24 protein-coding genes are annotated in these 25237 nt (G+C 28.9%); all 24 read left to right on the forward strand.

Annotated elements, in window-relative coordinates; all coding sequences use genetic code 11:
- Positions 1-7: 7 nt before the first annotated feature.
- The 24 genes from rnpM (at position 8) to ATCC9714_RS03530 (ending at position 25212) form a co-directional block, all read left to right on the forward strand.
- Entirely contained in the window at positions 8-280 is a 273-nt protein-coding gene (gene rnpM / locus ATCC9714_RS03415) for an RNase P modulator RnpM (protein WP_021128867.1), read from the forward strand.
- Positions 273-596, forward strand: a complete 324-nt coding sequence (locus ATCC9714_RS03420) for a L7Ae/L30e/S12e/Gadd45 family ribosomal protein (protein ID WP_021128866.1) — start codon at positions 273-275, stop codon at positions 594-596. Before rnpM ends, ATCC9714_RS03420 begins: the two co-directional genes overlap by 8 nt.
- 14 nt (positions 597-610) lie before the next feature.
- Positions 611-2554, forward strand: coding sequence for a translation initiation factor IF-2 (gene infB, locus ATCC9714_RS03425; protein WP_057544453.1), 1944 nt, complete (start codon positions 611-613; stop codon positions 2552-2554).
- A 21-nt stretch (positions 2555-2575) separates the two neighbouring features.
- Entirely contained in the window at positions 2576-2965 is a 390-nt protein-coding gene (rbfA, locus tag ATCC9714_RS03430; protein WP_054631506.1) for a 30S ribosome-binding factor RbfA, read from the forward strand.
- Between the two features lie 3 nt (positions 2966-2968).
- Positions 2969-3949 carry a DHH family phosphoesterase gene (locus ATCC9714_RS03435; RefSeq protein ID WP_054631507.1) on the forward strand — a complete coding sequence of 327 codons (981 nt, stop codon included), beginning with the start codon at positions 2969-2971 and terminating at the stop codon, positions 3947-3949.
- An 11-nt stretch (positions 3950-3960) separates the two neighbouring features.
- The gene (gene truB, locus ATCC9714_RS03440) at positions 3961-4866 is read left to right on the forward strand and encodes a tRNA pseudouridine(55) synthase TruB (protein ID WP_054631508.1); all 906 of its coding nucleotides are present in this window, start codon (positions 3961-3963) and stop codon (positions 4864-4866) included.
- A gap of 24 nt (positions 4867-4890) precedes the next feature.
- Positions 4891-5820, forward strand: a complete 930-nt coding sequence (locus ATCC9714_RS03445) for a bifunctional riboflavin kinase/FAD synthetase (RefSeq protein ID WP_057544454.1) — start codon at positions 4891-4893, stop codon at positions 5818-5820.
- A gap of 100 nt (positions 5821-5920) precedes the next feature.
- Positions 5921-6175, forward strand: coding sequence for a 30S ribosomal protein S15 (gene rpsO, locus ATCC9714_RS03450; RefSeq protein ID WP_021125223.1), 255 nt, complete (start codon positions 5921-5923; stop codon positions 6173-6175).
- Between the two features lie 178 nt (positions 6176-6353).
- Positions 6354-7187 carry a DegV family protein gene (locus ATCC9714_RS03455; RefSeq protein WP_054631510.1) on the forward strand — a complete coding sequence of 278 codons (834 nt, stop codon included), beginning with the start codon at positions 6354-6356 and terminating at the stop codon, positions 7185-7187.
- Between the two features lie 191 nt (positions 7188-7378).
- A complete protein-coding gene (locus ATCC9714_RS03460; RefSeq protein WP_055329569.1) occupies positions 7379-9529 on the forward strand; it encodes a polyribonucleotide nucleotidyltransferase in 2151 nt (716 codons plus the stop codon).
- Positions 9530-9719: 190 nt separating this feature from the next.
- Positions 9720-10475 carry a polysaccharide deacetylase family protein gene (locus ATCC9714_RS03465; protein WP_057540561.1) on the forward strand — a complete coding sequence of 252 codons (756 nt, stop codon included), beginning with the start codon at positions 9720-9722 and terminating at the stop codon, positions 10473-10475.
- Between the two features lie 116 nt (positions 10476-10591).
- The gene (locus ATCC9714_RS03470; RefSeq protein WP_055329568.1) at positions 10592-11836 is read left to right on the forward strand and encodes a M16 family metallopeptidase; all 1245 of its coding nucleotides are present in this window, start codon (positions 10592-10594) and stop codon (positions 11834-11836) included.
- Positions 11837-11895: 59 nt separating this feature from the next.
- The gene (locus ATCC9714_RS03475) at positions 11896-12141 is read left to right on the forward strand and encodes a YlmC/YmxH family sporulation protein (protein WP_021125213.1); all 246 of its coding nucleotides are present in this window, start codon (positions 11896-11898) and stop codon (positions 12139-12141) included.
- 9 nt (positions 12142-12150) lie between these two features.
- Positions 12151-13362 (forward strand): aspartate kinase, encoded by a 1212-nt coding sequence (gene dapG, locus ATCC9714_RS03480; RefSeq protein WP_057544455.1) that lies wholly within the window; start codon positions 12151-12153, stop codon positions 13360-13362.
- A 70-nt stretch (positions 13363-13432) separates the two neighbouring features.
- Positions 13433-13582: a hypothetical protein gene (locus ATCC9714_RS03485; RefSeq protein WP_021128855.1), complete on the forward strand. Its 150-nt coding sequence runs from the start codon at positions 13433-13435 to the stop codon at positions 13580-13582.
- A 31-nt stretch (positions 13583-13613) separates the two neighbouring features.
- The gene (locus ATCC9714_RS03490) at positions 13614-14360 is read left to right on the forward strand and encodes a ClpP family protease (RefSeq protein WP_054630766.1); all 747 of its coding nucleotides are present in this window, start codon (positions 13614-13616) and stop codon (positions 14358-14360) included.
- Positions 14361-14509: 149 nt separating this feature from the next.
- Positions 14510-16858 carry an FtsK/SpoIIIE family DNA translocase gene (locus ATCC9714_RS03495; protein WP_057544456.1) on the forward strand — a complete coding sequence of 783 codons (2349 nt, stop codon included), beginning with the start codon at positions 14510-14512 and terminating at the stop codon, positions 16856-16858.
- A 2-nt stretch (positions 16859-16860) separates the two neighbouring features.
- Positions 16861-17910 (forward strand): tRNA 2-selenouridine(34) synthase MnmH, encoded by a 1050-nt coding sequence (gene mnmH, locus ATCC9714_RS03500; protein ID WP_057544457.1) that lies wholly within the window; start codon positions 16861-16863, stop codon positions 17908-17910.
- On the forward strand, positions 17911-19245 hold the full coding sequence (gene rimO / locus ATCC9714_RS03505; RefSeq protein ID WP_021128851.1) for a 30S ribosomal protein S12 methylthiotransferase RimO: 1335 nt from the start codon (positions 17911-17913) through the stop codon (positions 19243-19245).
- Entirely contained in the window at positions 19232-19774 is a 543-nt protein-coding gene (gene pgsA, locus ATCC9714_RS03510; protein ID WP_055332339.1) for a CDP-diacylglycerol--glycerol-3-phosphate 3-phosphatidyltransferase, read from the forward strand. The genes rimO and pgsA overlap by 14 nt, the downstream gene beginning before the upstream one ends.
- A 286-nt stretch (positions 19775-20060) precedes the next feature.
- Complete coding sequence (gene recA, locus ATCC9714_RS03515; protein WP_021128849.1) at positions 20061-21113, forward strand: recombinase RecA; 1053 nt, start codon at positions 20061-20063, stop codon at positions 21111-21113.
- A 136-nt stretch (positions 21114-21249) separates the two neighbouring features.
- The gene (gene rny, locus ATCC9714_RS03520) at positions 21250-22791 is read left to right on the forward strand and encodes a ribonuclease Y (protein WP_057544458.1); all 1542 of its coding nucleotides are present in this window, start codon (positions 21250-21252) and stop codon (positions 22789-22791) included.
- 191 nt (positions 22792-22982) lie between these two features.
- On the forward strand, positions 22983-23264 hold the full coding sequence (locus ATCC9714_RS03525; RefSeq protein ID WP_021125196.1) for a hypothetical protein: 282 nt from the start codon (positions 22983-22985) through the stop codon (positions 23262-23264).
- Positions 23265-23430: 166 nt separating this feature from the next.
- Positions 23431-25212 carry a UvrD-helicase domain-containing protein gene (locus ATCC9714_RS03530; protein ID WP_057544459.1) on the forward strand — a complete coding sequence of 594 codons (1782 nt, stop codon included), beginning with the start codon at positions 23431-23433 and terminating at the stop codon, positions 25210-25212.
- The last annotated feature ends 25 nt before the right edge of the window (positions 25213-25237 follow it).

The following is a 25237-nucleotide window of genomic DNA, read 5'->3' on the forward strand; positions in this document are numbered from 1 at the left end:
GATACATTTGAATAAGGTAAAAAAAGTTCCTCAAAGAAAGTGTATAGCTTGTCAAGATAAAGACAATAAAAAAGAATTAATAAGAATTGTTAAGAATAAAGAAGGTCAAATATTTCTAGATAAGACCGGAAGAGCAAATGGCAGAGGTGCATATATATGTGACTCTAAAATATGTCTAGAAAAAGCTATTAAGAGCAAAGCTTTAAATAGAGCTTTTAAAATAGAAGTTCCAAATGAAGTTTATGAAGGTTTAATGAAGGAGATAGGTGAAAATGAATAATACTACTGAAGCTAAGATATATTCCTTCCTTGGCCTTGCTCAACGTGCAGGAAAATTAGTATCAGGTGATGATTCTACTATGCTTGATGTTAAAAAAAATAGGGTTAAATTAGTATTAGTAGCAGAAGATGCTTCAAATAATACTAAAAAATTATTTAAAGATAAAACATCTTTTAGAAATATAGCTTGTATTACATATTCAACAAAGCTTCAACTAGGGCTAGCAATTGGAAAAGCACCTAGAGCAGTTATGGGAATAAAAGATACAAACTTTGCCAATAAGATTTTAGAACTTATGGAAAATACAAAAATATAATAGGGGGTGGTCTTGTGTCAACAAGAGTATACCAATTAGCAGAAAAATTAGGAATTACTAGTGAAGAACTTATCACTAAACTAGGAGAATTAGACATAAACGTAAATGATAAAAATGATGAATTAAGCCAAGATGATGCACAAATGGCAATGGAATTATTAGAAGATGAAGTTGCAGCAGGAAGTGGACTTCCAACTGTATCAGTTGATGGAAAGCTAACAGTTCAAGAATTAGCAAACAGTTTAGAAAAACCTGCTACAGAAATAATAATGAAGCTTATGAAAATGGGAACTATGGCAACAATAAACCAAGAGTTAAATTTTGAAATAGCTTCATTAGTAGCTAAGGATTATGGATTCGAGCTTGTAGAAGGAGATGCATCAGAAAAAGAAGCTGCTGAAATAGATGCATTAATGGATATAGAAGAAGATAAAGAAGAGGATTTAGTAAAAAGACCTCCTGTAGTTACAGTTATGGGACATGTTGACCACGGTAAAACATCTTTATTAGATGCAATAAGATCAACAAGTGTAACTACAAACGAAGCTGGTGGAATAACTCAACATATAGGGGCATCTGAAGTTACTATAAATGGTGAAAAAATAGTGTTCTTAGATACACCAGGGCATGAGGCTTTTACATCTATGAGAGCTAGAGGAGCACAAGTAACTGATATGGCTATATTAGTTGTTGCAGCAGATGATGGTATAATGCCACAAACTATAGAAGCTATAAACCATGCTAAAGCTGCAGAAGTTCCAATAATAGTTGCTATAAACAAAATAGATAAGCCAGCTGCTAATGTTGATAGAGTAAAACAAGAATTAGCAGATCAAGGATTATTAGTCGAAGACTGGGGTGGAGATGTAATATCTGTTCCTGTATCAGCTAGACAAAAAACTAATATAGATACATTATTAGAAATGATACTTTTAGTTGCAGAAGTAGAAGAATTAAAAGCTAACCCTAATAAGAGAGCTGTAGGTACTGTAATAGAAGCTGAACTTGATAAAGGAAGAGGTCCAGTTGCTACTGTACTTGTTCAAGGTGGAACTTTAAAAGTAGGAGATCCTATAGTTGCAGGAACAGCTTCTGGTAAGGTAAGAGCTATGATAAACGATAAAGGTAGAAGAGTTAAGACTGCTGGACCATCTACTGCTGTTGAGATATTAGGTTTATCAGAAGTTCCACAAGGTGGAGACCAATTCGTAGCTGTAGCTACTGATAAAATAGCTAGAAGTGTAGCTGAAAAGAGACAACATATAGCTAGAGAAGAAATGTTAAAATCTAACCAAAGAGTAAGTCTTGATGAATTCTTCAGTCAAATGTCAGATGCTGATGTTAAAGAACTTAACTTAGTTGTTAAAGCTGACGTACAAGGTTCTGTTCAAGCAGTTAAACAATCTTTAGAAAAATTATCTAATGAAGAAGTTATGGTTAAGGTTATACATGGTGGAGTTGGAGCTGTAACTGAATCAGACGTTATGCTAGCTAGAGCATCTAATGCTATAATAATAGGATTTAACGTAAGACCAGTTGCAACTGCAGAAGTAATGGCTAAAAAAGAAGAAGTAGATGTAAGAACTTACACAATAATCTATAAAGCTATAGAAGATGTACAAGCTGCTATGACAGGTATGTTAGACCCAGAATACATCGATGAAGATACAGGTAAAGCTGAAGTAAGAGAAACATTTAAAATATCTGGAGTAGGTACAGTAGCTGGATGTTATGTATTAAGTGGTAAGATATTTAGAAATGGTAAAGTAAGAGTTGTTAGAGATGGATTTATAATACATGAAGGTGAAATAGCTGCATTAAAGAGATTTAAAGATGACGCTAAAGAAGTTAATCATGGATATGAGTGTGGTATAACAATAACTAACTTTAACGACTTAAAAGAAGGCGATATAATAGAAGCCTATGTAACTAAAGAAGTTGAAAGAAAATTAAAATAGTAAATAAAAGAGGTCGATATTATGGCATCATACAATAGAACACAAAGAATAGGTGAAGAAATAAGAAAAGTTGTAAGCACAATGCTTATAAGTGGAATAAAAGATTATAGAATAAATTCTATGGTAAGTGTTACGGATGTTGAAGTAACTAGTGACTTAAGTTATGCTTATGTTTATGTAAGTATATTAGGTGGAAATAAAGAATCAAGCATGGCTGGACTTAAAAGTGCTTGTGGATATATAAGAAAAGAAGTTGGAAAAAATGTTAAGCTTAGACATACTCCAGAAATAATTTTTAAATTAGATGATTCTATAGAAAAAGGTATGTATATGGAAAATCTAATCAAAAAAGTTAACCAAGAGAGTGAAAAGAACGATGAAAGTTCAGATGAAGAAACTCAAGGAGAATAGTTTATGCTAAATAATATTAAAAATATTATAAAAGCTATAAGGGAAGGTAACAATTTTATTGTTACCTCTCATTATAGTCCGGATGGGGATAATATAGGATCTACATTGTCAATGTATTATGCACTTAAAAAACTAGGAAAAAAAGTGTATTATGTATTAGACGATAGTATACCGTTAAACTTAACATTTTTAGTGAAAGATGTAAAAATTTTAAAATCAGAAGAAATGGATGAGAATTTAAGTGATTACACATTAATATCACTAGATTGTGGTGATTTTAACAGGATATGTGTAAGTGAAAACATAAAAAAGTCTGTAAAACAATTAATATGTATAGATCATCATGCAAGTAATAATAATTATGGAGATTTAAACTATATAAATCCAAATGAGTCTTCAACTTGTGAGTTGGTATATAATTTATTAAAAGAGTTCTCTAAAGAAATGGGAGAACAAATATTAGATGAAGATATATCTACATATCTATATACAGGACTTTTAACAGACACAGGTAATTTTTCTTATTCAAATACAAATCCAAGTAGCTATCTAATGGCCTATGATTTAGTAAATCTAGGCGCTAAAAAAGACCTTATAATTCAAAAGATATTCCAAAGCAACACTTACAATTATTATAAATTATTAGGAGAAGCTTTAGATACTCTTGAAATTGTAGATAAAAAGATAGCTAGTATGATGTTAACTATAGATATGTTAGAGAGAAATGAAATTTCTTTTAATGATGCAGATGGAGTTACATCTTATACTAGAGATATAGATGGAGTAGAAGTAGGACTTTTATTTAAAGAAAAAGCTCCTGGAGAAGTTAAAGTTAGCTTTAGATCGAAAAACTATGTAGATGTAAGTGCAGTAGCACAAGTCTTTGGAGGCGGAGGTCATGTTAGAGCTTCAGGGTGTACTATCAAGGACAGTATAGAAAATGTTAAAAAAATAGTGATTAACGAAGTTTTAAAACATATTTAAGGATGATTGACATGAATAAAATAGTAAATATACTAAAACCTACAGGTATGACATCTCATGATGTTGTAGGAAAGGTTAGAAAAATTTTAAATATAAAAAAAGTTGGTCACACAGGTACCCTTGATCCAGATGCATCAGGGGTACTACCTATATGTATAGGAAAAGCGACTAAAGTAAGTGAGCTTATACTTAATAAAGATAAGTCATATATTTGTGAACTAACTTTAGGTATAAATACAGATACCTATGATTCATCAGGAGAAATAATAGAAGAATTTGATATTAAAGATTTTAGCATTGAAGATATTGAAAAAGCTTTTGAAACACAAAGAGGTGAAATTAAGCAGTTACCTCCTATGTATTCAGCTCTTAAGGTAAATGGTAAAAGAATGTGTGATTTAGTAAGAGCAGGAAGAGCAGATGAAATAACTCTTAAGTATAGAGATGTTAACATAAAAGAATTAAACATATTATCTTTTAAAGATAATAAAGTAATGTTTTATGTAAAGTGTTCAAAAGGTACCTATGTAAGAAGTATATGTTATGACATTGGAAAAGAATTAGGATGTGGAGGGCATATGTCTTTCTTATTAAGAACATCATCTGGAAAGTTTAATCTAGACAATTCTATAACATTAGAGGAGTTAGAGACTTTATATAATGAAAATGAGTTAGATAAACATTTGTATGATATAGATTATGTATTATCTAATTTTAATAGTATACATATAAATCCACTAGCTGTTAAGCCTTATGTAAATGGTGCTATAGTTTATAAAAAAGGATTTATAAAAGGTGACTTCAATGAAAATGATGAATTTGTAAGAGTATATAGTGAAGATAAATTTTTAGGTGTAGGTAAATTTTTAAAAGTTGATGGTACAATATGCTTAAAAAATGATAAACTATTTATATAGAATATAGGTAGTGGGGAATTTATTATGACTATTATAAAATCATTAAACGAAGTAACAAATATTAGCGAAAGTGTTGTAACTATTGGGAATTTTGATGGTATTCATAAAGGGCATATAAAGCTTATAAAAGAAGCCGTGAAAGAAGCTAGAAAAAGAGGATGCAAAAGTATTGTATTTACATTTGAAAATCATCCTTTGAGTTATTTTAAGGTTAATGCTATAAAAAATATAATAACAAATGATGAAAAGATAAAGATACTTAAATCATTGGGCGTGGACGTTGTATTAATGGTTCCTTTTAATGAATATATGACTAGAGTGTCTGCTTTAAGTTTTATTGAAGAAATTTTAGTAAATAAACTTAATTGTAAAAAAGTTATAGTAGGTCATGATTTTACTTTTGCTAGAAATAGAGAAGGAAATTCAAAAACTTTAGAGGAAATAGGTAAAAAGTATAAATTTGAAGTAGAAATAATTGAACCTATAAAAATTGATGGAATAAGAATTAGTAGTAGCTATATAAGAAAACTTATTGATGAAGGTAAAGTTTCAAAAGTAAAGAAGTTTTTAGGAAGAAACTTTACACTAAGAGGTGAAGTTATACATGCTAGAAAAATAGGTAGGACTATAGGGTTTCCTACAGCAAACTTAAAGGCAGAAAATAATTTAATAATTCCTAAATGTGGAATATATGCTGTTAAAGTTCACTTATCAACTAAGACTTACTATGGGGCTACTAATATAGGGTTTAATCCTACAGTAAATGGACAAGCCTTATCTATAGAAACTAATATTTTGAATTTTAATCAAGACATATATGGAGATATAATTGAAATTGAGTTTTTAGAAAGAATAAGAGATGAAAAAAAGTTTAATTCTCTAGAAGAGTTAAAAGGACAACTAAAAAAAGATGTAAATTTTGTATATGAAAAGTATGTTTACAAACATAACTGATTTATGGTAAAATAAAATTCGTGAACCGTTACTCGGCATTTGAAGACTCCAATCAATGCTTAGTAATTGGGGATTTAATAATAAAACGGAGGTATTCACAATGAATAAAACTGCAATAATAAAAGAATTCGGAAGATTTGAAGGAGATACTGGTTCTCCAGAAGTACAAATAGCTTTATTAACATCTAGAATAAATGAATTAAATGATCACTTAAAGATGCATAAAAAAGATCACCATTCAAGAAGAGGTCTTTTAAAGATGGTTGGTAAGAGAAGAAACTTATTAGCTTACTTAAAAGAAAAGGACTTAGAAGGATACAGAGCTTTAATAGCTAAGTTAGGATTAAGAAAATAATTTAATTATTTTTCGAATAAAGAAGAAGGTTTATGCCTTCTTTTTTTATTTTAGATACCTTAAAATAGTATTACTTTTAAAAAAAAGTAAATAATTACAAATAAACAAATATTATATAAAATATATAAAGGAATAAATCAAATTATATAGAAACTTTTCTTTTAGGAGGGGATTTGCTATGAAAATAAAATTAATATGCGATAGTTTATGTGATATTCCTATGGAGTTAGCTGAAAAATATGACATAGAAATAATGCCATTAACTATAATAATCGACGGTAAAGAATATAAAGATGGTATAGACATGACAAATGAAGAGTTTTATGAAACTATGAAAAAGATTAGTACTATGCCTAAAACATCTCAAGCTACATATATGCAATTTAAAGAGGTATTTGATAAATATAAAGACGATTATTCAATAATTTGTATAACTGGATCATCAAGATCTTCTGGTACATATCAAAGTGCTGTTATAGCTAAGAATGATACAGATGGAGATATACATATATTTGATACTTTAAATTTATCTTTAGGAAGTGGTCAGTTTGTTATAAAAGCATGTCAACTTATTGATCAAAATCTAGATGCAAAAGCTATAGTAAATGAATTAGAAGCTTTAAGAGAAAGTGTAAATTTATTTTTCGTTCCAGGTAGTTTAGAATATTTAAAAAGAAGCGGAAGGGTATCTGTAACTTCTGCAACTATTGGTAATATGTTAAGCTTAAAGCCTATATTCTCTATGAAAGATGGGAATATATCATTAGTTACAAAAGTAAGAGGTAAAAAGCATGTAATACATACCTTAATAGATTTAATAAAAGAGCAATATGATAGTTTTGAAGATAAAAATATAACTATTGGTTGTGGCGAAAACGTAAAAGACTTTGAAATACTTAAAAAAGAAGTAGAAGAAACGTTTAATGTAAAGAACTTATATCTAACAAGAGGTGGAGCTTGTATATGTTCTCATACAGGTCCAGACATACTAGCTATTAGTTGTTCAAATTAAATGTATTAAATTTTACATATTAAGTGAATAATAAGTTAAAATAGATTATTTGCTAATTTACGTTTTGTATCTCTAAAACATATCAATACAAGTGTGTAATTTACTTTTATGTTGTTAAATTATAGTATTTTTGATAAGATAGTACATAGGATACTAAACGCGGTTTTAATAAAGAGGAGGTACAAGCATTAATGTTTGAACATAAAGTTTTTAAAATGGATTTTGCAGGAAGAGAGCTTTCTGTTGAAATAGGGAAAATTGCCGAACTAGCTAGTGGAAGTGCTATACTTCAGTATGGTGAAACTATGGTTATGGTAAACGTATCAAAGTCAGCTCAACCAAGAGACGGAATAGATTTCTTCCCTTTAAGTGTTGACTATGAAGAAAAGTTATATTCAGTAGGGAAAATACCTGGAGGATTCTTAAAAAGAGAAGGAAAACCTTCAGAAAAAGCAATACTTACATCTAGACTTATAGATAGACCTATAAGACCGTTATTTCCTAAGGGATTTAGAAATGATGTACAAGTAGTTGCAACTGTTTTATCGGTAGATCAAGATTGTACTCCTGATATAGTAGCTATGATAGGGTCATCAATAGCTTTATCAATATCTGATATACCATTTAATGGACCAACTGGTTCTGTATCAGTAGGATTAGTAGATGGGGCATTTGTTATAAATCCAACAGCAGAACAAAGAGAAAAAAGTTCACTTCACCTTGTAGTTTCAGGTACGAAAGATGCTATAATGATGGTTGAAGCAGGGGCTGAAGAGATTCCAGATGAATTAATGCTAGAAGCTATATTATTTGCACATGAAGAGATTAAAAAAGTTGTTGAATTTGTAGAAATGATAGTTGCAGAAGTAGGTAAAGAAAAAATAGAAGTTACTCTTTATAAAATAGATGAAGATGTAGAAAAAGCTGTTCGTGAGTTTGCTACAGATAAAATGAAAGAAGCAGTAAAAACTGTAGAGAAGCTTGAGAGAATGGAAAAAATGGATGCAGTAAAGGAAGAAACTTTTACTCATTTTGAAGAAATAGCAGAAGAGTTCGGACAAGATATAGAAGAAACATTACATGCAATTATAAAAGAAGAAGTAAGAAAACTTATAGTACATGAAAATATAAGACCTGATAATAGAAAGCCAGATGAAATAAGACCTATATGGTGCGATAATGGATTTATACCAAGAGCTCATGGTTCTGGATTATTTACAAGAGGTCAAACACAAGTTATGTCTATAGCAACACTTGGAGCATTAGGTGATGTTCAAATACTTGATGGACTTGATGAAGAAGAAAGTAAGAGATATATGCATCATTACAACTTCCCAGCATACAGTGTTGGAGAAGCTAGACCATCAAGAGGACCAGGTAGAAGAGAAATAGGTCATGGTGCGCTTGCAGAAAGAGCATTACTTCCTGTTATACCTTCTAAAGAAGATTTTCCATATGCAATAAGAGTAGTTTCAGAAGTTTTAAGTTCTAATGGATCTACTTCTCAAGGAAGTGTATGTGGATCTACATTATCACTTTTAGATGCTGGTGTTCCTCTTAAAGATATGGTTGCAGGTATAGCTATGGGACTTATAAAGCATGATGATAAAGTTGCTGTACTTTCAGATATCCAAGGGATGGAAGACCATTTAGGGGATATGGACTTTAAAGTAGCAGGAACTGAAAATGGTATAACTGCTATACAAATGGATATAAAAATAGCTGGAATAGATGAAGAAGTTTTAAGAACTGCCTTAAAACAAGCTAAGGTTGGTAGAATACACATATTAAATGAAATGAGAAAGACTATATCTGAGCCTAAGCCAGAGCTTTCTAAGTATGCACCTAAGATTGTTACTATGAACATAAATCCAGATAAAATAAGAGATGTAATAGGACCTGGTGGAAAAATAATCACTAAGATTATAGATGAAACTGGTGTTAAAATAGATATTGAACAAACAGGAGAAGTATTCATAAGCGGAATAGATGCTGAAATGATAGCAAAAGCTCAAGAACTTATAAATAATATAGTTGCAGAAGCTGAAGTAGGAGAAACTTACACAGGTAAAGTAACTAGAATAATGAACTTTGGTGCTTTTGTTGAAATCCTTCCAGGAAAAGAAGGATTACTTCATATATCTCATATAGCTCATGAAAGAGTTAATAAAGTTGAAGACGTTCTTAATGTAGGAGATGAAGTAACAGTAAAAGTTACTGAAATAGATGAAAAAGGAAGAGTAAACTTATCTAGAAAAGCACTTTTACCAAAACCTGAGAAAAAAGAAGTTAAAGAAGTAAAAGAAACTAAAGAAGAGCAATCAAATAAAGAAGAAAAGTAATAACTTATAAAAACACCTATTAACATTATGTTAATAGGTGTTTTTATATAAAAGCATTTTTTACAATAGTAAAGTCATTTTAAGTTATATATACACTGTAAAATACAATATATAATATAGATGCATAAAAAGTTAGACTACCTAATACAATTTAAGGAGAATAAATTGTACATATTAGGAGGAAACTTTTATGATAATGATGGTACTCAATAAAAAAAAGCTTAAAAAAATATTTATAGGAATTTTAGTTATAATATTAGCAATTTTAGGATTTTTGTTTGTTAATAGAAATAATGATAAGCCAACATTAAATATGTTTTATAAAGCTAGTGAACCATATTACAATGGTAATAAAACCAATAGTGGGCGCGTTGCAATTAGTTGCAACGTAGACCTAGGGTGGGAAAGTGAATACATAGAAAAAATACTTAAAGTATTAGATGAAAAAAAAGCAAAGATAACTTTTGCTGTAACAGGAAGATGGGCTGAAGAAAATCCAGAATTTCTACTTGAAATTCAAAAAAAAGGACATGAGATAGCTAATCATGGCTACAAACATTTAGACTATGGAACTTTAGATTATGACAAAAATTATGAACAAATAAAAACATCAAAAAAGATTATAGATGAAATAATAAAAACGGAAACAAAGTTTTTCCAAGCTCCAGGAGGCTCTTTTAATAAGGACACAGTAAAAGCAGCTATTGATTTAGGATATATACCATATAAGTGGGATATAGACACAATAGATTGGAAAAATAGACAAGAACCTGAAGTTATCATAGAAAGAGTAAAATCTAAAGATATGAAAGACTCAAGTATAATACTAATGCATCCTACACATGCAAGCGCTGAAGGTATTGATGATATTATAGAAATTATAGAAAGTAAAGGATTAAAACCAGGTAAACTTAGTGATGTATTTGACGTTAAAAAGACTATATAGTATTTTAATGTTGAATAATTTATTTCACTAAATTATAATTTAAAGGACATTGCTTAAGATATAAAGTAAAAATTATCATAAATATTATAAAGCACAACTGAAATTGGAGGATGAGTATGTATAAAATACACACATTAGATAATGGTCTTACTATAGTAGGAGAGGAGATTCCCTATTTAAAATCTATAACACTTGGAGTATGGGTAAATGCAGGTTCTAGGATAGAGAGTGAAAAACTAAGTGGAATATCGCATTTTATAGAACATATGCTTTTTAAAGGAACTAAAAATAGGACTTCTAAGGAAATTGCAAGTACAATAGATAACCTAGGGGGTCAAATAAATGCATTTACAAGTAAAGAATGCACATGCTACTATGTAAAGCTATTAGATGAACATATAGATATAGGATTAGACATATTAAGTGATATGTTTTTGAATCCACTATTTGACAAAGAAGATATAGAAAAAGAAAGACAGGTTATTTTAGAAGAATTAAAAATGTATGAAGATTCTCCAGAGGATTTAGTATATGACTTACTTATGGAAGGAGTATATAAAACAGATGCTCTTGGAGGTAATATAATAGGAACTAAAGAATCACTAGACAATATGAATAGAGAAATTATAAGTGATTATTTCAAAAAGTATTATGTTGCTAGCAATTCAGTTATTTCAATCAGTGGTAATTTTAAATTTGAAGAAATAGTAAAATTAATAGAAGAAAAATTTAAAAATCTGAATAAAGGAGATGTAAATATAGAAATAACTACTCCTGAATTTCATCCATGTTTTATAGCTAAAAATAAAGATACTGAACAAGTTAACTTAGCTATAAGTCTAAAAGCGATACCTTTAGAAGATAGAGAAGATGCTTATGCTTTATCTATAATAAATAATATCTTTGGAGGAAGCATAAGTTCTAGATTGTTTCAAAATATAAGAGAAAATAAAGGGCTTGTTTATTCAATATACTCTGCGCCAAGTCTTTATAGAAAGAGTGGAGAACTTGGTATTTATGCAAGTATGAGTAACGAAAATCTAAAAAAAGTATATAATTTAGTATTGGAAGAAATTGATAATATAAGAGAAAATCACCTTACAGAAGAAGAAATAAGAGAGAGTAAAGAGCAGTTAAAAGGAAGCTATATATTAGGTTTAGAAAGTACTAGCAGTAGAATGATGTCAATAGGAAAATCGATGCTTTTAACTAAAAAGGTAAAAGATCCTAATGATATTATAGAAAGTATAAATAATATTGAAAAAGCTAGAATAGACTTAATTATAGACAAGGTATTTAACAAAGAAAATATAGGCATATGCATTGTAGGAAGAGATGTAGAAAGTATAACTTTAGACTAACTAGACTAGACATATAATTAAGGTTATCTATATTAGATATATTATATGGGGGGATACGTATGAATTTATCTGAAGTAGCAGGTAAGGAGATTGTAAATTTAGTTACGGGAGAGAGATTAGGAGTAGTTGGAGAATGTGATCTTATAATTGAAGATACAACTGGAAAAATATTAGCTTTATTAATTCCAAGAGAAAGAGGTTTCTTTGGATTTAGAAAAGACAAATCGGTATTGGAAGTACCATGGAGAAATGTAAAAAAGATTGGTAATGACATGATTATTATAGAATACGATGGTATTTATTAGGAGGGCAATATGACAATAGTAGTTCAAAAATTTGGCGGGACATCTGTGGAGTCTAATGAAAAAATGCAACAAGTTTGCAGTATAATAAAAAACTATAAAGAAAAAGGTTTAGACTTAGTTGTTGTAGTATCAGCTATGGGAAGAAAAGGTGCACCTTATGCAACAGATACATTATTAAATTTATGTAAGGATGTAAATGAAAATTCATCTAAGAGAGAACTAGATTTAATAATGTCTTGTGGAGAAATAATTTCAGGAACAATACTTACAAATATGTTAAATGGCTATGGTATAGATTCTATATTTTTAACAGGTAGCCAAGCTGGTATCTATACAGATGGACAATTCTCAGATTCTAGAATTGTAGATATAAAGCCAGATAGAATATCTAAGGAATTAAGTAAAGGTAAAGTTGTAATAATTGCAGGTTTCCAAGGTGTAACAGAAGATGGAGAAGTAACTACCCTAGGTAGAGGAGGTAGTGATACATCTGCTGTTGCTATAGGTAAAGCATTAGGATGTGAGAATGTAGAGATATACACAGATGTTGATGGAATAATGACTGCAGACCCAAGAGTAGAACCAGAAGCTAAGGTATTAGAATATATAAACTATGAAGAAGTATTTCAAATGGCAGATAAAGGAGCTAAAGTCATACATCCAAGAGCAGTTGAAATAGCAAAAAGTGGATCTATTACTTTAAGTATAAAAAATACTTTAAATCCAGAATATCCTGGAACTAGAATAAGTGGAAGATGTCCCAAATTTGAAGTAAATGAAGATGATGCATGCTTAAATACTATGACAGCTGTTGCTCATAAAAATGGAATAGCTCAAATAAAAATTAAATCAAGAGAAGATATATTCACTGAAATAATGAATGATATAGAAAAAAATGAAATAAGTTTAGATATGATAAACTTTTTTATAGAAGAAAAAGCATTTGTAATAGAACATGATAAGCTAAATTCTTTAATAGAAATATTAAAAGCTCATAATTTAGATTATAAAATCAAAGAAAATTGTGCTAAAGTAACACTTATAGGTTCTAAGATGACTGGAATACCTGGAGTTATGACAAAAATTGTTAGAGCACTATCAAAATCTAAGATAAACTTATTGCAAACATCTGATTCAAATATGACGATATCTTGCTTAGTTGAAGAAAAAGATATGAAAAATGCAGTTCATGCTATACATGAAGAATTTAAATTAAATTAGATTAAATTAATAATATCCTCCGATTTTGGTTAACTTATATTTAAAGTTAAACATTAAAGGAGGATTTTTTATGTCAAATAAAAAAAATAAAAAACAACCTACATTTAAATTAGAATTCGATGAAGAAATAAGCCTACCAGCAAGCTTTAGACCTAATAAAAGTGGTTCAGTAGCTCAAAATACATCAAGACCAATAAAAAAACATCCTAAACAAAAATAGGAAAAAATAAAGTCTTAGAAGGAGGCTACATATGAGCTTTTTATACAATAAAGATAATGAAGAACGAATAAAATTAAAATCTGAAGAAAATGAAAATAGTAATGAAGAGCATGAAGATATTGAAAATATAAAGCAAATGGGAGTACCTAATATTCCACAATCTAATATAAAAGATATACAATGTATAACTATAATAGGTGAGATAGAAGGTCACTTTGCAGGAAACCCTCAAAAAAAATCAACCAAATATGAACATATAATTCCTATGTTATTTTCAATAGAGGAAAGTAGTGAAATAAAAGGAGTTTTAGTTATATTAAATACTGTAGGTGGAGATGTTGAAGCTGGACTTGCTATGGCAGAACTTATAAATAGTTTATCTAAAAAAGTAGTTACTCTTGTATTAGGAGGAAGTCATAGTATAGGTGTTCCTCTTGCCACTGCAGGAAATCATTCATTTATAGCACCTACAGCTACAATGATAGTCCATCCTATAAGAACCAATGGACTAGTAATTGGAGTTAATGAAACTTTTGAATATTTTAAGAAGATGCAAGAAAGAATTACTCAGTTTATAACTAGAACATCAGATATAAACAGAGAAGAATTAGAAAAGTTGATGTATTCTAAAGAAGAGTTAGTTAGTGATGTGGGAAGTGTCCTAATAGGAAAAGAAGCAGTAGATTGTGGTTTGATTGATGAAGTTGGTGGACTAAAAGAGGCTATGTCAAAGTTAAGAGAATTAATAAAAGAAGACGATAAGGAAGATAATAAATGATATAAGCAAATAAATTTGTTTAAACAACAAAATATATGCTATAATTAAAAGATATAAAAGTGTTAGTGTATAAATACATTAGCACTTTTTGCTATGATTTTGCAGTTTATTAATTCTTGTATAAATTTATTTTTAAAGAGGTGAGATGGGTGGCTAAGAAAAAATCTAAAAAGAAAAAGAATATACAATCAAGTTTTACGGCTGAATATAATAACCTTATAACTATATTTGTAGGTATATTTTTACTATATAGTTTAAACTCTAGTTCAATGGGAATGTTAGGAACATTTATTCAAAATATATTCCTAGGTTTATTCGGTAAATTATCATTAGTTATACCGTTTATAATAATAGTTAGTGGTGTGCTAGGATTTTTTGAGAAGAATGAATATATATATAGAATTAAGAGTACAAAGTTATATTATGTAGGTGTATTTTTTATATTCATATTTTATGGTCTAATAAATGCAAAAAATTTACCTATAGATAGTCCTACTAATACATATGTTATAAAAGAAGTAACTAAACAAGCTGTAAATGGAGAAGGATGTGGACTTATAGCTACTGTTATTACTTATTATGTTACTAAAATATTTGGGATAACAGGTGCATGGTTAGTAAGTATTTTTGCATTATTTATAACATGTCTATTTACATTTAATATATCTTTAAAAGACATAATATATACAATTAAGGCTAAGTCAAATAAAGATAAAAATAGTAATCTTTCACTTAAAGACAAGGCTAAAAACTTAAAATCAGCTATGGTTAATATGGTAACGGAAGAAGTAGATGAAAATACTATGGTAACAAAGGCTGGATTAAGAGGTAAGTCTAAAGAAGATAGTAATGTAGATGATTCATATGAAGATGAAAATGATAAGACAATAAAAATTGTAGGATTTAATAAAGCCGAAGATGATTACCTAGAAATATTAGAGGGCACTCAAAGTATGCCTGAATTAGAAGTTTTAAAAGAACTACAAAAGGCAAAACCTAATTCAAAAACAGAGGTTGAAAATCAAGCAAATAGTGAACTAGATAAAACTCAACCTATGAATATAAAGACAGATTCAAGTTATGAAAATTATAAAAAGCCTAGTGTTGAACTTTTAAATAAAATTGATACAAAAACTGATGATAAAAGTAAGAAAAAAGTATTAAAAAATGCTTCTTTACTTGAAAAAACTCTATCAGACTTTGGAGTGGAGGCAAAAGTAAATCAAGTTACAGTAGGACCTACTATTACAAGATACGAACTTCAACCAAGTCCAGGAGTAAAGGTAAGTAAAATAGTTAACCTAACAGATGATATAGCACTTAGCTTAGCTGCTAAGAGTATAAGAATTGAAGCTCCTATACCTGGTAAAAGTGCTATAGGAATAGAGGTTCCAAATGAGGAAGCTCAAATGGTAACTTTAAGAGAAGTTCTTGAAAGTGATGAATTTGAAAAGTTTAAATCACCATTAGCTATGGGTCTTGGGAAAGATATTGCAGGAAAACCAATAATAGCTGATATTGGTAAAATGCCACATTTACTTATAGCAGGATCTACAGGTTCAGGAAAGAGTGTTTGTGTAAATACTTTAATAAATAGTATTTTATACAAAGCTAACCCTGATGAAGTTAAGTTTTTACTTATAGATCCTAAGGTTGTAGAGCTTGCAAATTATAATGGAATACCACATTTATTAATTCCAGTTGTAACAGATCCTAAAAAAGCAGCTAATGCACTTAATTGGGCAGTTACAGAAATGAATAGAAGATATAAATTATTTGCAGAAACAAGTGTAAAGGATATAACTAGCTATAATGAAAAAAGCGAAGAAAAACTTCCTAAGATAGTTATAATAATAGACGAGCTTGCAGACTTAATGATGGTTAGTGCTAGTGATGTTGAAGATTATATTTGTAGATTAGCTCAAATGGCAAGAGCAGCAGGTATGCATTTAATTGTTGCTACTCAAAGACCATCAGTTGATGTTATAACAGGAGTTATAAAAGCTAATATACCTTCAAGAATAGCATTTGCTGTATCATCACAAACGGATTCAAGAACAATACTTGATATGGGTGGAGCTGAAAAACTTTTAGGAAAAGGAGATATGCTATTCTACCCACTAGGAGCAGCAAAACCAGTAAGACTACAAGGTGCGTTTATATCAGAATCAGAATCAGAGAAAGTTATTGACTATATAAAAGGTCAAATTAAAGAAGAAGTTAAATATGAAGACTGTATTGTCGATAGTATAAGTAAAATATCAAAAGAACAAGACGATGATACAGATGAGCTTTTAAGTGAAGCAATAGAATTTGTAGTTGAAAGTGGTCAAGCTTCAGCTTCAATGCTTCAAAGAAAGTTTAAAATAGGATTTAATAGAGCGGCAAGACTTATAGATTCTATGGAAGAAAGAAACATAGTAGGAAAGAGCGAAGGAAGTAAGCCGAGAAAAGTGTTAATAAGCAAACAAGACTTAGATAATTTAGAAGGTGAATAAATTTGAAAACAATAGATGTTAAAGGTGCATTAGATTTACCAAACTCGATATTTATAGATGTTAGGACAAGCGCGGAATTTGAAGAAGATCATATAGTAGATGCATTTCATATGCCTTTATTTAATGACGATGAGCATAAAGATATAGGAACTATATATAAAATGCAAGGAAAGCATGAGGCTATCCAAAAAGGATTTGACTATGTAAAAGATAAACTTAAGCATATGTACATGGAAGTTTTAAGTTTAGCTAATGAATATGACAATATAGTTATATATTGTGCTAGAGGTGGAATGAGAAGTGGTAGTTTAGTTAATATGATATCTACATTAGGTGTTAATGTATATCAATTAGAAGGTGGATATAAAGCTTATAGAAACTTTGTACTAAATTACTTTAAAACAATTATGGATACTAAAAATTTTATAGTATTACATGGATTAACTGGCGTAGGTAAAACTGATATGTTACTAAAGCTAGAAGAAAATGACATAGATGTTATAGACTTAGAAGGTATGGCTAAAAATAGTGGATCTACTTTTGGATTTATAATGTTTGATGAAAAACCTCCAACACAAAAGAAGTTTGAAACGAAGATTTTTGAAAAACTATACTTCTCAAAAAGTGATTACATTTTCATAGAAAGTGAAAGTAAAAGAGTTGGACATGTGAATGTTCCACATGAGATATATGAAGGAATAATAAGAGATGGATATCATGTATTAATGGAGTGTAGTATAAAATCTAGAGTAGATAGATTATGTAGTGATTATATATATACAGATAAGAAAAATGATGAAGCATTAATACAATGTATAAATAAATTTAGAAAAAGATTAGGAAATGCAAAAGTTGATTATTATATAGAGTTATTTAATGAAGGAAAATACGACCAACTTATAGAACATTATTTAGTAGAATATTATGATGCACTTTATGGGCATTCTGTTGAAAAATATGAATATAATAAGGTTATAAATTGTGACAATATGGATGAATCTTTAATAGATATGATTGATTTTCACAAAGCAGCGAAGGAAGGAGCAATATAGATGTTAAAAATAGCATTAGAATCATTAGGATGTTCTAAGAATCTAGTAGATGCAGAAATAATGATGGGAATTTTAAATAGAAAAGGATATAAACTGGTAGGAGATTTTGAAGATGCTGATATAATACTTGTGAACACTTGTGGATTTATAGAATCAGCAAAACAAGAATCGATAGATACAATACTTGACCTAGCTCAATTAAAAGAAACTGGAAATTTAAAATTACTTATAGTTACTGGATGTTTAGCACAAAGATATGCTAAAGAACTTCAAGAAGAGATACCAGAAATAGATGCTATAGTTGGTACTGGAAGTTATCAACAAATAGATGAAATTATAGAAGGGCTTAAAAAAGAAAATAATATAGTAAGCTTAAATGATATAGAATTTGCTTACAATGAGGACCTTCCAAGATATGTAACAACACCTGATTATATGGCTTATTTAAAAATAGGTGAAGGGTGTGACAATCACTGTACTTACTGTATAATACCTAAGTTAAGAGGAAAGTATAGAAGTAGAAAAATGGAAGACATATTAAGAGAAGCCAAAGACTTAGCATCTAAAGGAGTTAAAGAACTTGTAGTTATAGCACAAGACACTACAAAGTATGGATTTGATTTATACAATGAAGCTAAACTACCACAATTATTAGAAGAACTTGCTCAAATAGAGGGTATAAAATGGATAAGAATAATGTATTCTTACCCAGAATCAATAACAGAAGAACTTGTAAAAGTTATGAAAAAATATGATAACATATGTAATTATTTTGATATGCCTATACAACATGCAAGCAATAGTGTATTAAAATTAATGAATAGACATACAACTAAAGAAGATATAAAAGCTAAGGTTGAGATGATAAGAAGTTATATACCAGATGCAACATTAAGAACTACTATAATAGTTGGATTCCCTGGAGAGACAGAAGAAGATTTCAAAGAATTAGTAGAATTTGCAAAAGAAGTTAAATTTGATAGATTAGGAGCTTTTGCTTATTCTAGAGAAGAAGATACTCCAGCAGATAAACTACCAAATCACTTAGAAGAAGATGTTAAGATAAGAAGAAGAGATGAACTTATGCTAGTTCAACAAGAAATATCTAAAGAGTTAAACGCTCAAAAGGTAGATAATGAGTATGAAGTTTTAATAGAAGAACAAATAGAAGACAAGGTTTATATAGGAAGAACTCAAGGAGATGCAGAGGAAATAGATAGTATAGTTTATGTTAAATCTGACAATAAACTTAATCTAGGAGATTTTGTAAATGTAAAAATAAACAATGCTCTAGAGTATGATTTGATGGGAGATGTAGTTAATGAACTTGCCTAATAAATTAACTTTATTTAGGATATTTTTAATACCAGTATTTATAATCATAATGATGTTAAACGTACCAAATAAATTTTTAATAGCATGTATGATATTTATAGTGGCTTCAGCTACAGATGCAATGGATGGATATATAGCAAGAAAATATAATTTAGTTACTGATTTTGGAAAGTTTATGGATCCACTTGCAGATAAACTATTAGTGATTTCAGCTTTGACAACTATGATAGAATTTGACTTAGTTCCAGCATGGATGGTTATAATTATAGTTGCAAGAGAACTTACGGTTAGTATATTAAGAGCTATAGCAGCTGCTGATGGAAAAGTTATAGCAGCAAGCTCTGGAGGTAAGTTAAAGACTATTTCACAGATGATAGCTATAATAGTTTTATTATTAGGAAAAGACTTTGGAAGTATACCACTTTTAAATATAGGTAAAGTAACTATTTTAATAGCTACACTACTTACTCTTTATTCAGGGTGGGAATATTTATATAAAAACAAAAATCTATTTATGGAAAGTAAGTAATTATAAAAAGGTGGGGATAAATCATTTATGCCTGTCTTTTTTTATTTAAAAAATTTAAACTATAAACTGGTAAATATCAATTTATAATCAATTAAAAATATTTATACAATTTATGGAAGAATAGTATAAAGTTTTATAATTAAAGTTAATACTAATAAAGTATTATTTAATTGACTTTAATTATAAAACTAGATATAATATTAATAGAACAAGTGTTTGATTGGAAACTTTAAATTAAATAAAATAAAGATAATATACATGATTTATAGAAGGGAAGGTACCATAAATGGCAGGAATACAAGATGAAAAATTAAAAGCGTTAAATTCAGCGTTATCTCAAATAGAAAAAGATTTTGGTAAAGGATCAGTAATGAAGTTAGGTGAAGCTAACTCTATGGCTATAGATGTTATACCAACAGGTTCTATAGGGCTTGATATAGCAGTTGGTATAGGAGGTCTTCCAAAGGGAAGAATAGTTGAGATATATGGACCAGAATCTTCTGGTAAAACAACAGTTACACTACATGCAGTTGCAGAAGCTCAAAAACAAGGTGGAATAGCAGCATTCATAGATGCAGAGCATGCTCTAGATCCGATATATGCAAAAGCTTTAGGTGTAGATGTAGATAACTTAATAGTTTCTCAACCAGATACAGGAGAACAAGCATTAGAAATAGCAGAGGCACTAATTAGAAGTGGTGCTATAGATATAATTGTAATAGACTCAGTTGCAGCATTAGTTCCAAAAGCTGAAATAGAAGGAGATATGGGAGATTCACATGTAGGTCTTCAAGCAAGACTTATGTCTCAAGCCTTAAGAAAGTTAACAGGTTCTATAAAGAAATCTAACTGTGTAGCAATATTTATAAACCAATTAAGAGAAAAAGTTGGAGTTATGTTTGGTAGTCCTGAGACTACAACAGGTGGACGTGCTCTTAAATTCTACTCTTCTGTAAGATTAGATGTCAGAAAAATAGACACTATAAAACAAGGGGATAAAGTAATGGGAAGTAGAACAAGAGTAAAAGTAGTTAAAAATAAGGTTGCTCCTCCATTTAAACAATGTGAATTTGACATAATGTATGGAGAAGGTATATCTAAAGTTGGGGATTTATTAGATATAGCTACAGATGTAGATATAGTTAAAAAGTCTGGAGCTTGGTATAGCTACAATGAAACAAAATTAGGACAAGGTAGAGAAAATGTTAAAAAGTTCTTATCAGATAATCCTGATTTAATAGAAGAAATTGAAGTTTTAGTAAGAAAATATTATAAATTAGATGAAAATAGAGAAGGTTCTTCAGAAAACGAAGAGTCAACAGAAAATATTGGAGAATAATGGTTCCTATACCTCCTATTAACTTGACACAAGGTAGAAAAAATTATAAAATTAAATAAGAATGAAATATTCTTATTTAGTTTATAAAAATAGATGTTATAAATACTGTAGTTGACGGTTTATATTAACAAAGGAGGTGGATGTCATAGAGGCAATAATAAGCGCTTTATTGGGAATATTTGTGGGTATTATAGTTGGTTATTTTGTAAGAAAAAACATATCTGAAGCTAAGATTGGCCAAGCTGAGAAGATGGCCGATGATATAATAGATAAAGCAAAAAAAGATGCAGAAACTCTACAAAAAGAAAAACTATTAGAAGCAAAAGAAGAGATCCATAAATGGAGAAATGAAGCAGAGAAAGAAAATAAGGAAAGAAGAACTGAATTACAAAAATTTGAAAGAAGATTAATACAAAAAGAAGAAGTTTTAGATAAAAAACTTCAAGCTCTAGAGAACAAAGAAAATGTTTTAAGCGATAAGTTAAAAAAGGTTGAGAAGAAAGAAGAGCAAGTTGAAAACATAAAAGTTCAACAATTAGAAAAGTTAGAAAATATATCTGGAATAACTTCTGATAAAGCTAAGGAAATCATTTTAACTAATGCAGAAAGAGACGTAAGACGTGAAATGTCTATAATGATAAAAGAAATAGAGTCTCAAGCAAAAGAAGAAGCGGACAAGAAATCTAGAGAAATAATAGGATATGCTATACAAAAATGTGCAGCAGATCATGTTGCAGAAACTACTGTTACCGTAGTTAACTTACCTAATGATGAGATGAAAGGTAGAATCATCGGTAGAGAAGGTAGAAACATAAGAACATTAGAAACACTTACTGGTATAGATTTAATAATAGATGATACTCCAGAAGCTGTTATATTATCAGGATTCGATCCTATAAGAAGAGAAGTTGCAAGAATAGCTCTTGAAAAACTTATAGCAGATGGTAGAATACATCCAGCTAGAATCGAAGAAATGGTTGAAAAAGCTAGAAAAGAAGTAGATAGTATTATTAAAGAATTTGGGGAACAAGCTACTTTTGAAACAGGGGTACATGGATTACATCCAGAGTTAGTAAGACTTTTAGGTAGATTAAATTATAGAACTAGTTATGGTCAAAATGTCTTAAGACATTCTATAGAAGTTGCACATATCGCAGGTATAATGGCAGCTGAAATAGGTGCAGATGTTAAATTAGCTAAGAGAGCTGGTCTTTTACATGATATAGGAAAAGCTGTAGATCATGAGATGGAAGGTACTCATGTAGAAATAGGTATGGATTTACTTAGAAGATATAAAGAATCTAAAGATGTTATCCATGCTATGAGTACACACCATGGTGATTATGAGCCACAAACTATAGAAGCCGTATTAGTTACTGCTGCAGATGCTATATCAGCAGCTAGACCAGGAGCTAGACGTGAAACTCTAGAAGCGTATATTAAACGTTTAGAAAAACTTGAAGAAATTGCGAACTCATATGATGGTGTTGATAAATCATTTGCTATACAAGCGGGTAGAGAGATTAGAATAATGGTTAAACCTGAAAATGTAAGTGATGAAGATATTCATTTACTAGCTAGAGATATGACTAAGAGAATAGAGGATGAATTAGAATATCCAGGACAAATAAAAGTTAGTATAATAAGAGAAACAAGAGCAATAGAATACGCTAAATAAGAAAATAATGTAAGCGAATATATCAATTGATATATTCGCTTTTTTGATTATAAATTATAGATTTATTTATATGAAAATTTTAATTGATTTAAGCAATTTAGCAAAAATGAGAAGTTTATAAGATATAAATAATAAATTTACTAAAATAAGATAATAATAATATTAAATAATATATGAAAGGAAAATCAAGTATGCTAAATAGTTTATCTAAAAATCAATATGTAAAAATTACAGACAGCGACAAAATAAATGAAGTTGTTGAGTATGGAGTAGTAATTAATGCAAATGAAGATAATTATGATATTATGAGTATTGGATTTGAAAATAAAAATGGGAACTTTTTAGAATATCCTCCAGAGGTTGAAAAGCTTGTTCAAAGTTATAAAATTAAAGATGCTAACTTTGATGAAGTAAAGAAAAATGAAATAAGAAGAAAAATGAATATATGGATGGAAAATCACTATAAAATGTAATTAAAGGAAACTTATTAAAGTTTCCTTTTTTGTATATAATATTAATATTAAATTAAAATAATTGAATTAATATTAAAAAATAATGGTAATAATATATTAAATGTATCAAATATAGAAAAAAGTCCACGAAAATGATATAATTATATAAAATAAGGGGGATGAGAAGTTGAGCCAGTACATAAATATAAATTCCGAGCTAGATGCATTAAAGGTAAAAGAATTTGAAAAAATATTTTATCTAAATATGAAAGAGGAAGCAAATGTAGTGCCAAAGGTGACTCCTTTTAAAGGAATAAATACAGATCTTTTATACATAAAAGATGGACGTATTCTCTTTATAAAATTTATGGACACAACAGAAGATTTATTTATGATATTAGAAGATGAACTTTTAGAAATAATGGAAGAGGAATACGAACTTTTAAAGAAAAAAATGAGTAAAATAGGAAATGACATAGAGTACAATTATGTATTTATTATGCCTCATGTAACTATATATGAAGATGAAGAACATAATGATTTCGTGGAAAATAATATAATAGATAAAGCTAAGTTATATAAGATGATGGACTATGAAAGTAGTATAGATGAGTATTTAAGTAATCCGAATGATGAAATTTTAGTTAACTTATTTATGTTGCAAATATGTCCTGAGTATTATGTTATAAACAACAATTTAAATTTAAATAACAAGTTAAAGAAAATTTCTTTTTCTAATAAGGATTATAATTACACAGCAACTATATTAGAAAGGTGTCAAATAGAAGAAGCAGTATCTATAAAATATGGAGATACATTATATAGAGGACCTTCAGGATCAGGGAAAACAACTATTTTATTAGCTAGAGCAATCAAGTTGGCAAGAGTATATCCTCACCATAAATTTGTTGTATTTACTCATACTAAACAGCTTAAAAATGAACTGAAAGAAAGGATTTCTATATTGTATAAAGATAATAATAATATAGAGGTACATACATTTAGTTCTTTCTTATTCAAATTAGCCAAAATATATAATTTGGTATTTGATTATGGCATGCTTAAAAATACTCCTGAAAAAGTTTATAAGAATCTTGTATTACAAGCTAAAAACACTATTAAAAATAAGAGCATGTTTAAGGGAATATTTGTGGATGAAATAGAAAGCTTTGAACCTGAACAGTTAAGTTTTATTAGAGAGTTCTTATATAAGTCTAAGTATATTTTTAATGGATTTGAATGTAAGGGATTAAATATTTCAAGTAATTTAAGTTTATTTAAAAATTCTTGGGACAATATAGATTTTGATCATATTATAAAATTAGAAAAAAACTATAGACAAAGTAGTCTACTAGTTGAATTTGTAAATAATTTTGATGAAAATTCAAATGAATATATAAAAGGTATTAGACCAAATATAACTAATGATATGTATTATCTATCAGAACCTGTTAGAGAAAGTAATAATTCTGTAGATATAATAAAAGTATCAGATATTGAAGAACAGATAAGTTCTGTTCTTTGGGAAATTGAATATTTAACACATAAAAAAGGGCTAAGTTATTCTGATATAGCGGTAGTATATCCTTTTAATAAAAAAAGATTAAAAAATGGAAAAACGATATACTTTCAGTATATGTTAAAGAAAGATTTAGAAGAAAATGAAATTCCATATATATATGGAGATGATGATTTAACTAATATGTCTAAAAAAGTAGGAGTTACTATTTCAAATATATACTCCATAAAAAATTTAGAATATAAAGCTGTAATATTTTGTGAGTTAGAAATGCTTTATAATCATAGTATAAATGATGTAAAACAGGACTATCAAGTGAATGATTTTATAGGAGATTTAAATAAAGTTTACCTTGCTATAAATAGATCGACAGATTATTTAAGTATAATAACTACTTTTAATGAAAGTGCAAGCGATATAATCAAGTTATTGGTAGAGTCGAAAAAATAAAAGAAGCACGATGTGCTTCTTTTAT

The organism is Paraclostridium sordellii, assembly GCF_000953675.1.
In the GTDB taxonomy this organism is placed as follows: Bacteria; Bacillota; Clostridia; order Peptostreptococcales; family Peptostreptococcaceae; genus Paraclostridium; species Paraclostridium sordellii.

Coding starts and splice junctions, on each gene's coding strand:
- pgsA (WP_055332339.1), top strand. CDS start 19,232: ATGAACTTGCCTAATAAATTAACTTTATTTAGGATATTTTTAATACCA.
- rbfA (WP_054631506.1), top strand. CDS start 2,576: ATGGCATCATACAATAGAACACAAAGAATAGGTGAAGAAATAAGAAAA.
- ATCC9714_RS03435 (WP_054631507.1), top strand. CDS start 2,969: ATGCTAAATAATATTAAAAATATTATAAAAGCTATAAGGGAAGGTAAC.
- ATCC9714_RS03460 (WP_055329569.1), top strand. CDS start 7,379: ATGTTTGAACATAAAGTTTTTAAAATGGATTTTGCAGGAAGAGAGCTT.
- recA (WP_021128849.1), top strand. CDS start 20,061: ATGGCAGGAATACAAGATGAAAAATTAAAAGCGTTAAATTCAGCGTTA.
- ATCC9714_RS03490 (WP_054630766.1), top strand. CDS start 13,614: ATGAGCTTTTTATACAATAAAGATAATGAAGAACGAATAAAATTAAAA.
- dapG (WP_057544455.1), top strand. CDS start 12,151: ATGACAATAGTAGTTCAAAAATTTGGCGGGACATCTGTGGAGTCTAAT.
- ATCC9714_RS03525 (WP_021125196.1), top strand. CDS start 22,983: ATGCTAAATAGTTTATCTAAAAATCAATATGTAAAAATTACAGACAGC.
- ATCC9714_RS03485 (WP_021128855.1), top strand. CDS start 13,433: ATGTCAAATAAAAAAAATAAAAAACAACCTACATTTAAATTAGAATTC.
- ATCC9714_RS03420 (WP_021128866.1), top strand. CDS start 273: ATGAATAATACTACTGAAGCTAAGATATATTCCTTCCTTGGCCTTGCT.
- ATCC9714_RS03475 (WP_021125213.1), top strand. CDS start 11,896: ATGAATTTATCTGAAGTAGCAGGTAAGGAGATTGTAAATTTAGTTACG.
- ATCC9714_RS03445 (WP_057544454.1), top strand. CDS start 4,891: ATGACTATTATAAAATCATTAAACGAAGTAACAAATATTAGCGAAAGT.
- ATCC9714_RS03465 (WP_057540561.1), top strand. CDS start 9,720: ATGATAATGATGGTACTCAATAAAAAAAAGCTTAAAAAAATATTTATA.
- ATCC9714_RS03455 (WP_054631510.1), top strand. CDS start 6,354: ATGAAAATAAAATTAATATGCGATAGTTTATGTGATATTCCTATGGAG.
- truB (WP_054631508.1), top strand. CDS start 3,961: ATGAATAAAATAGTAAATATACTAAAACCTACAGGTATGACATCTCAT.
- ATCC9714_RS03470 (WP_055329568.1), top strand. CDS start 10,592: ATGTATAAAATACACACATTAGATAATGGTCTTACTATAGTAGGAGAG.
- rpsO (WP_021125223.1), top strand. CDS start 5,921: ATGAATAAAACTGCAATAATAAAAGAATTCGGAAGATTTGAAGGAGAT.
- rimO (WP_021128851.1), top strand. CDS start 17,911: ATGTTAAAAATAGCATTAGAATCATTAGGATGTTCTAAGAATCTAGTA.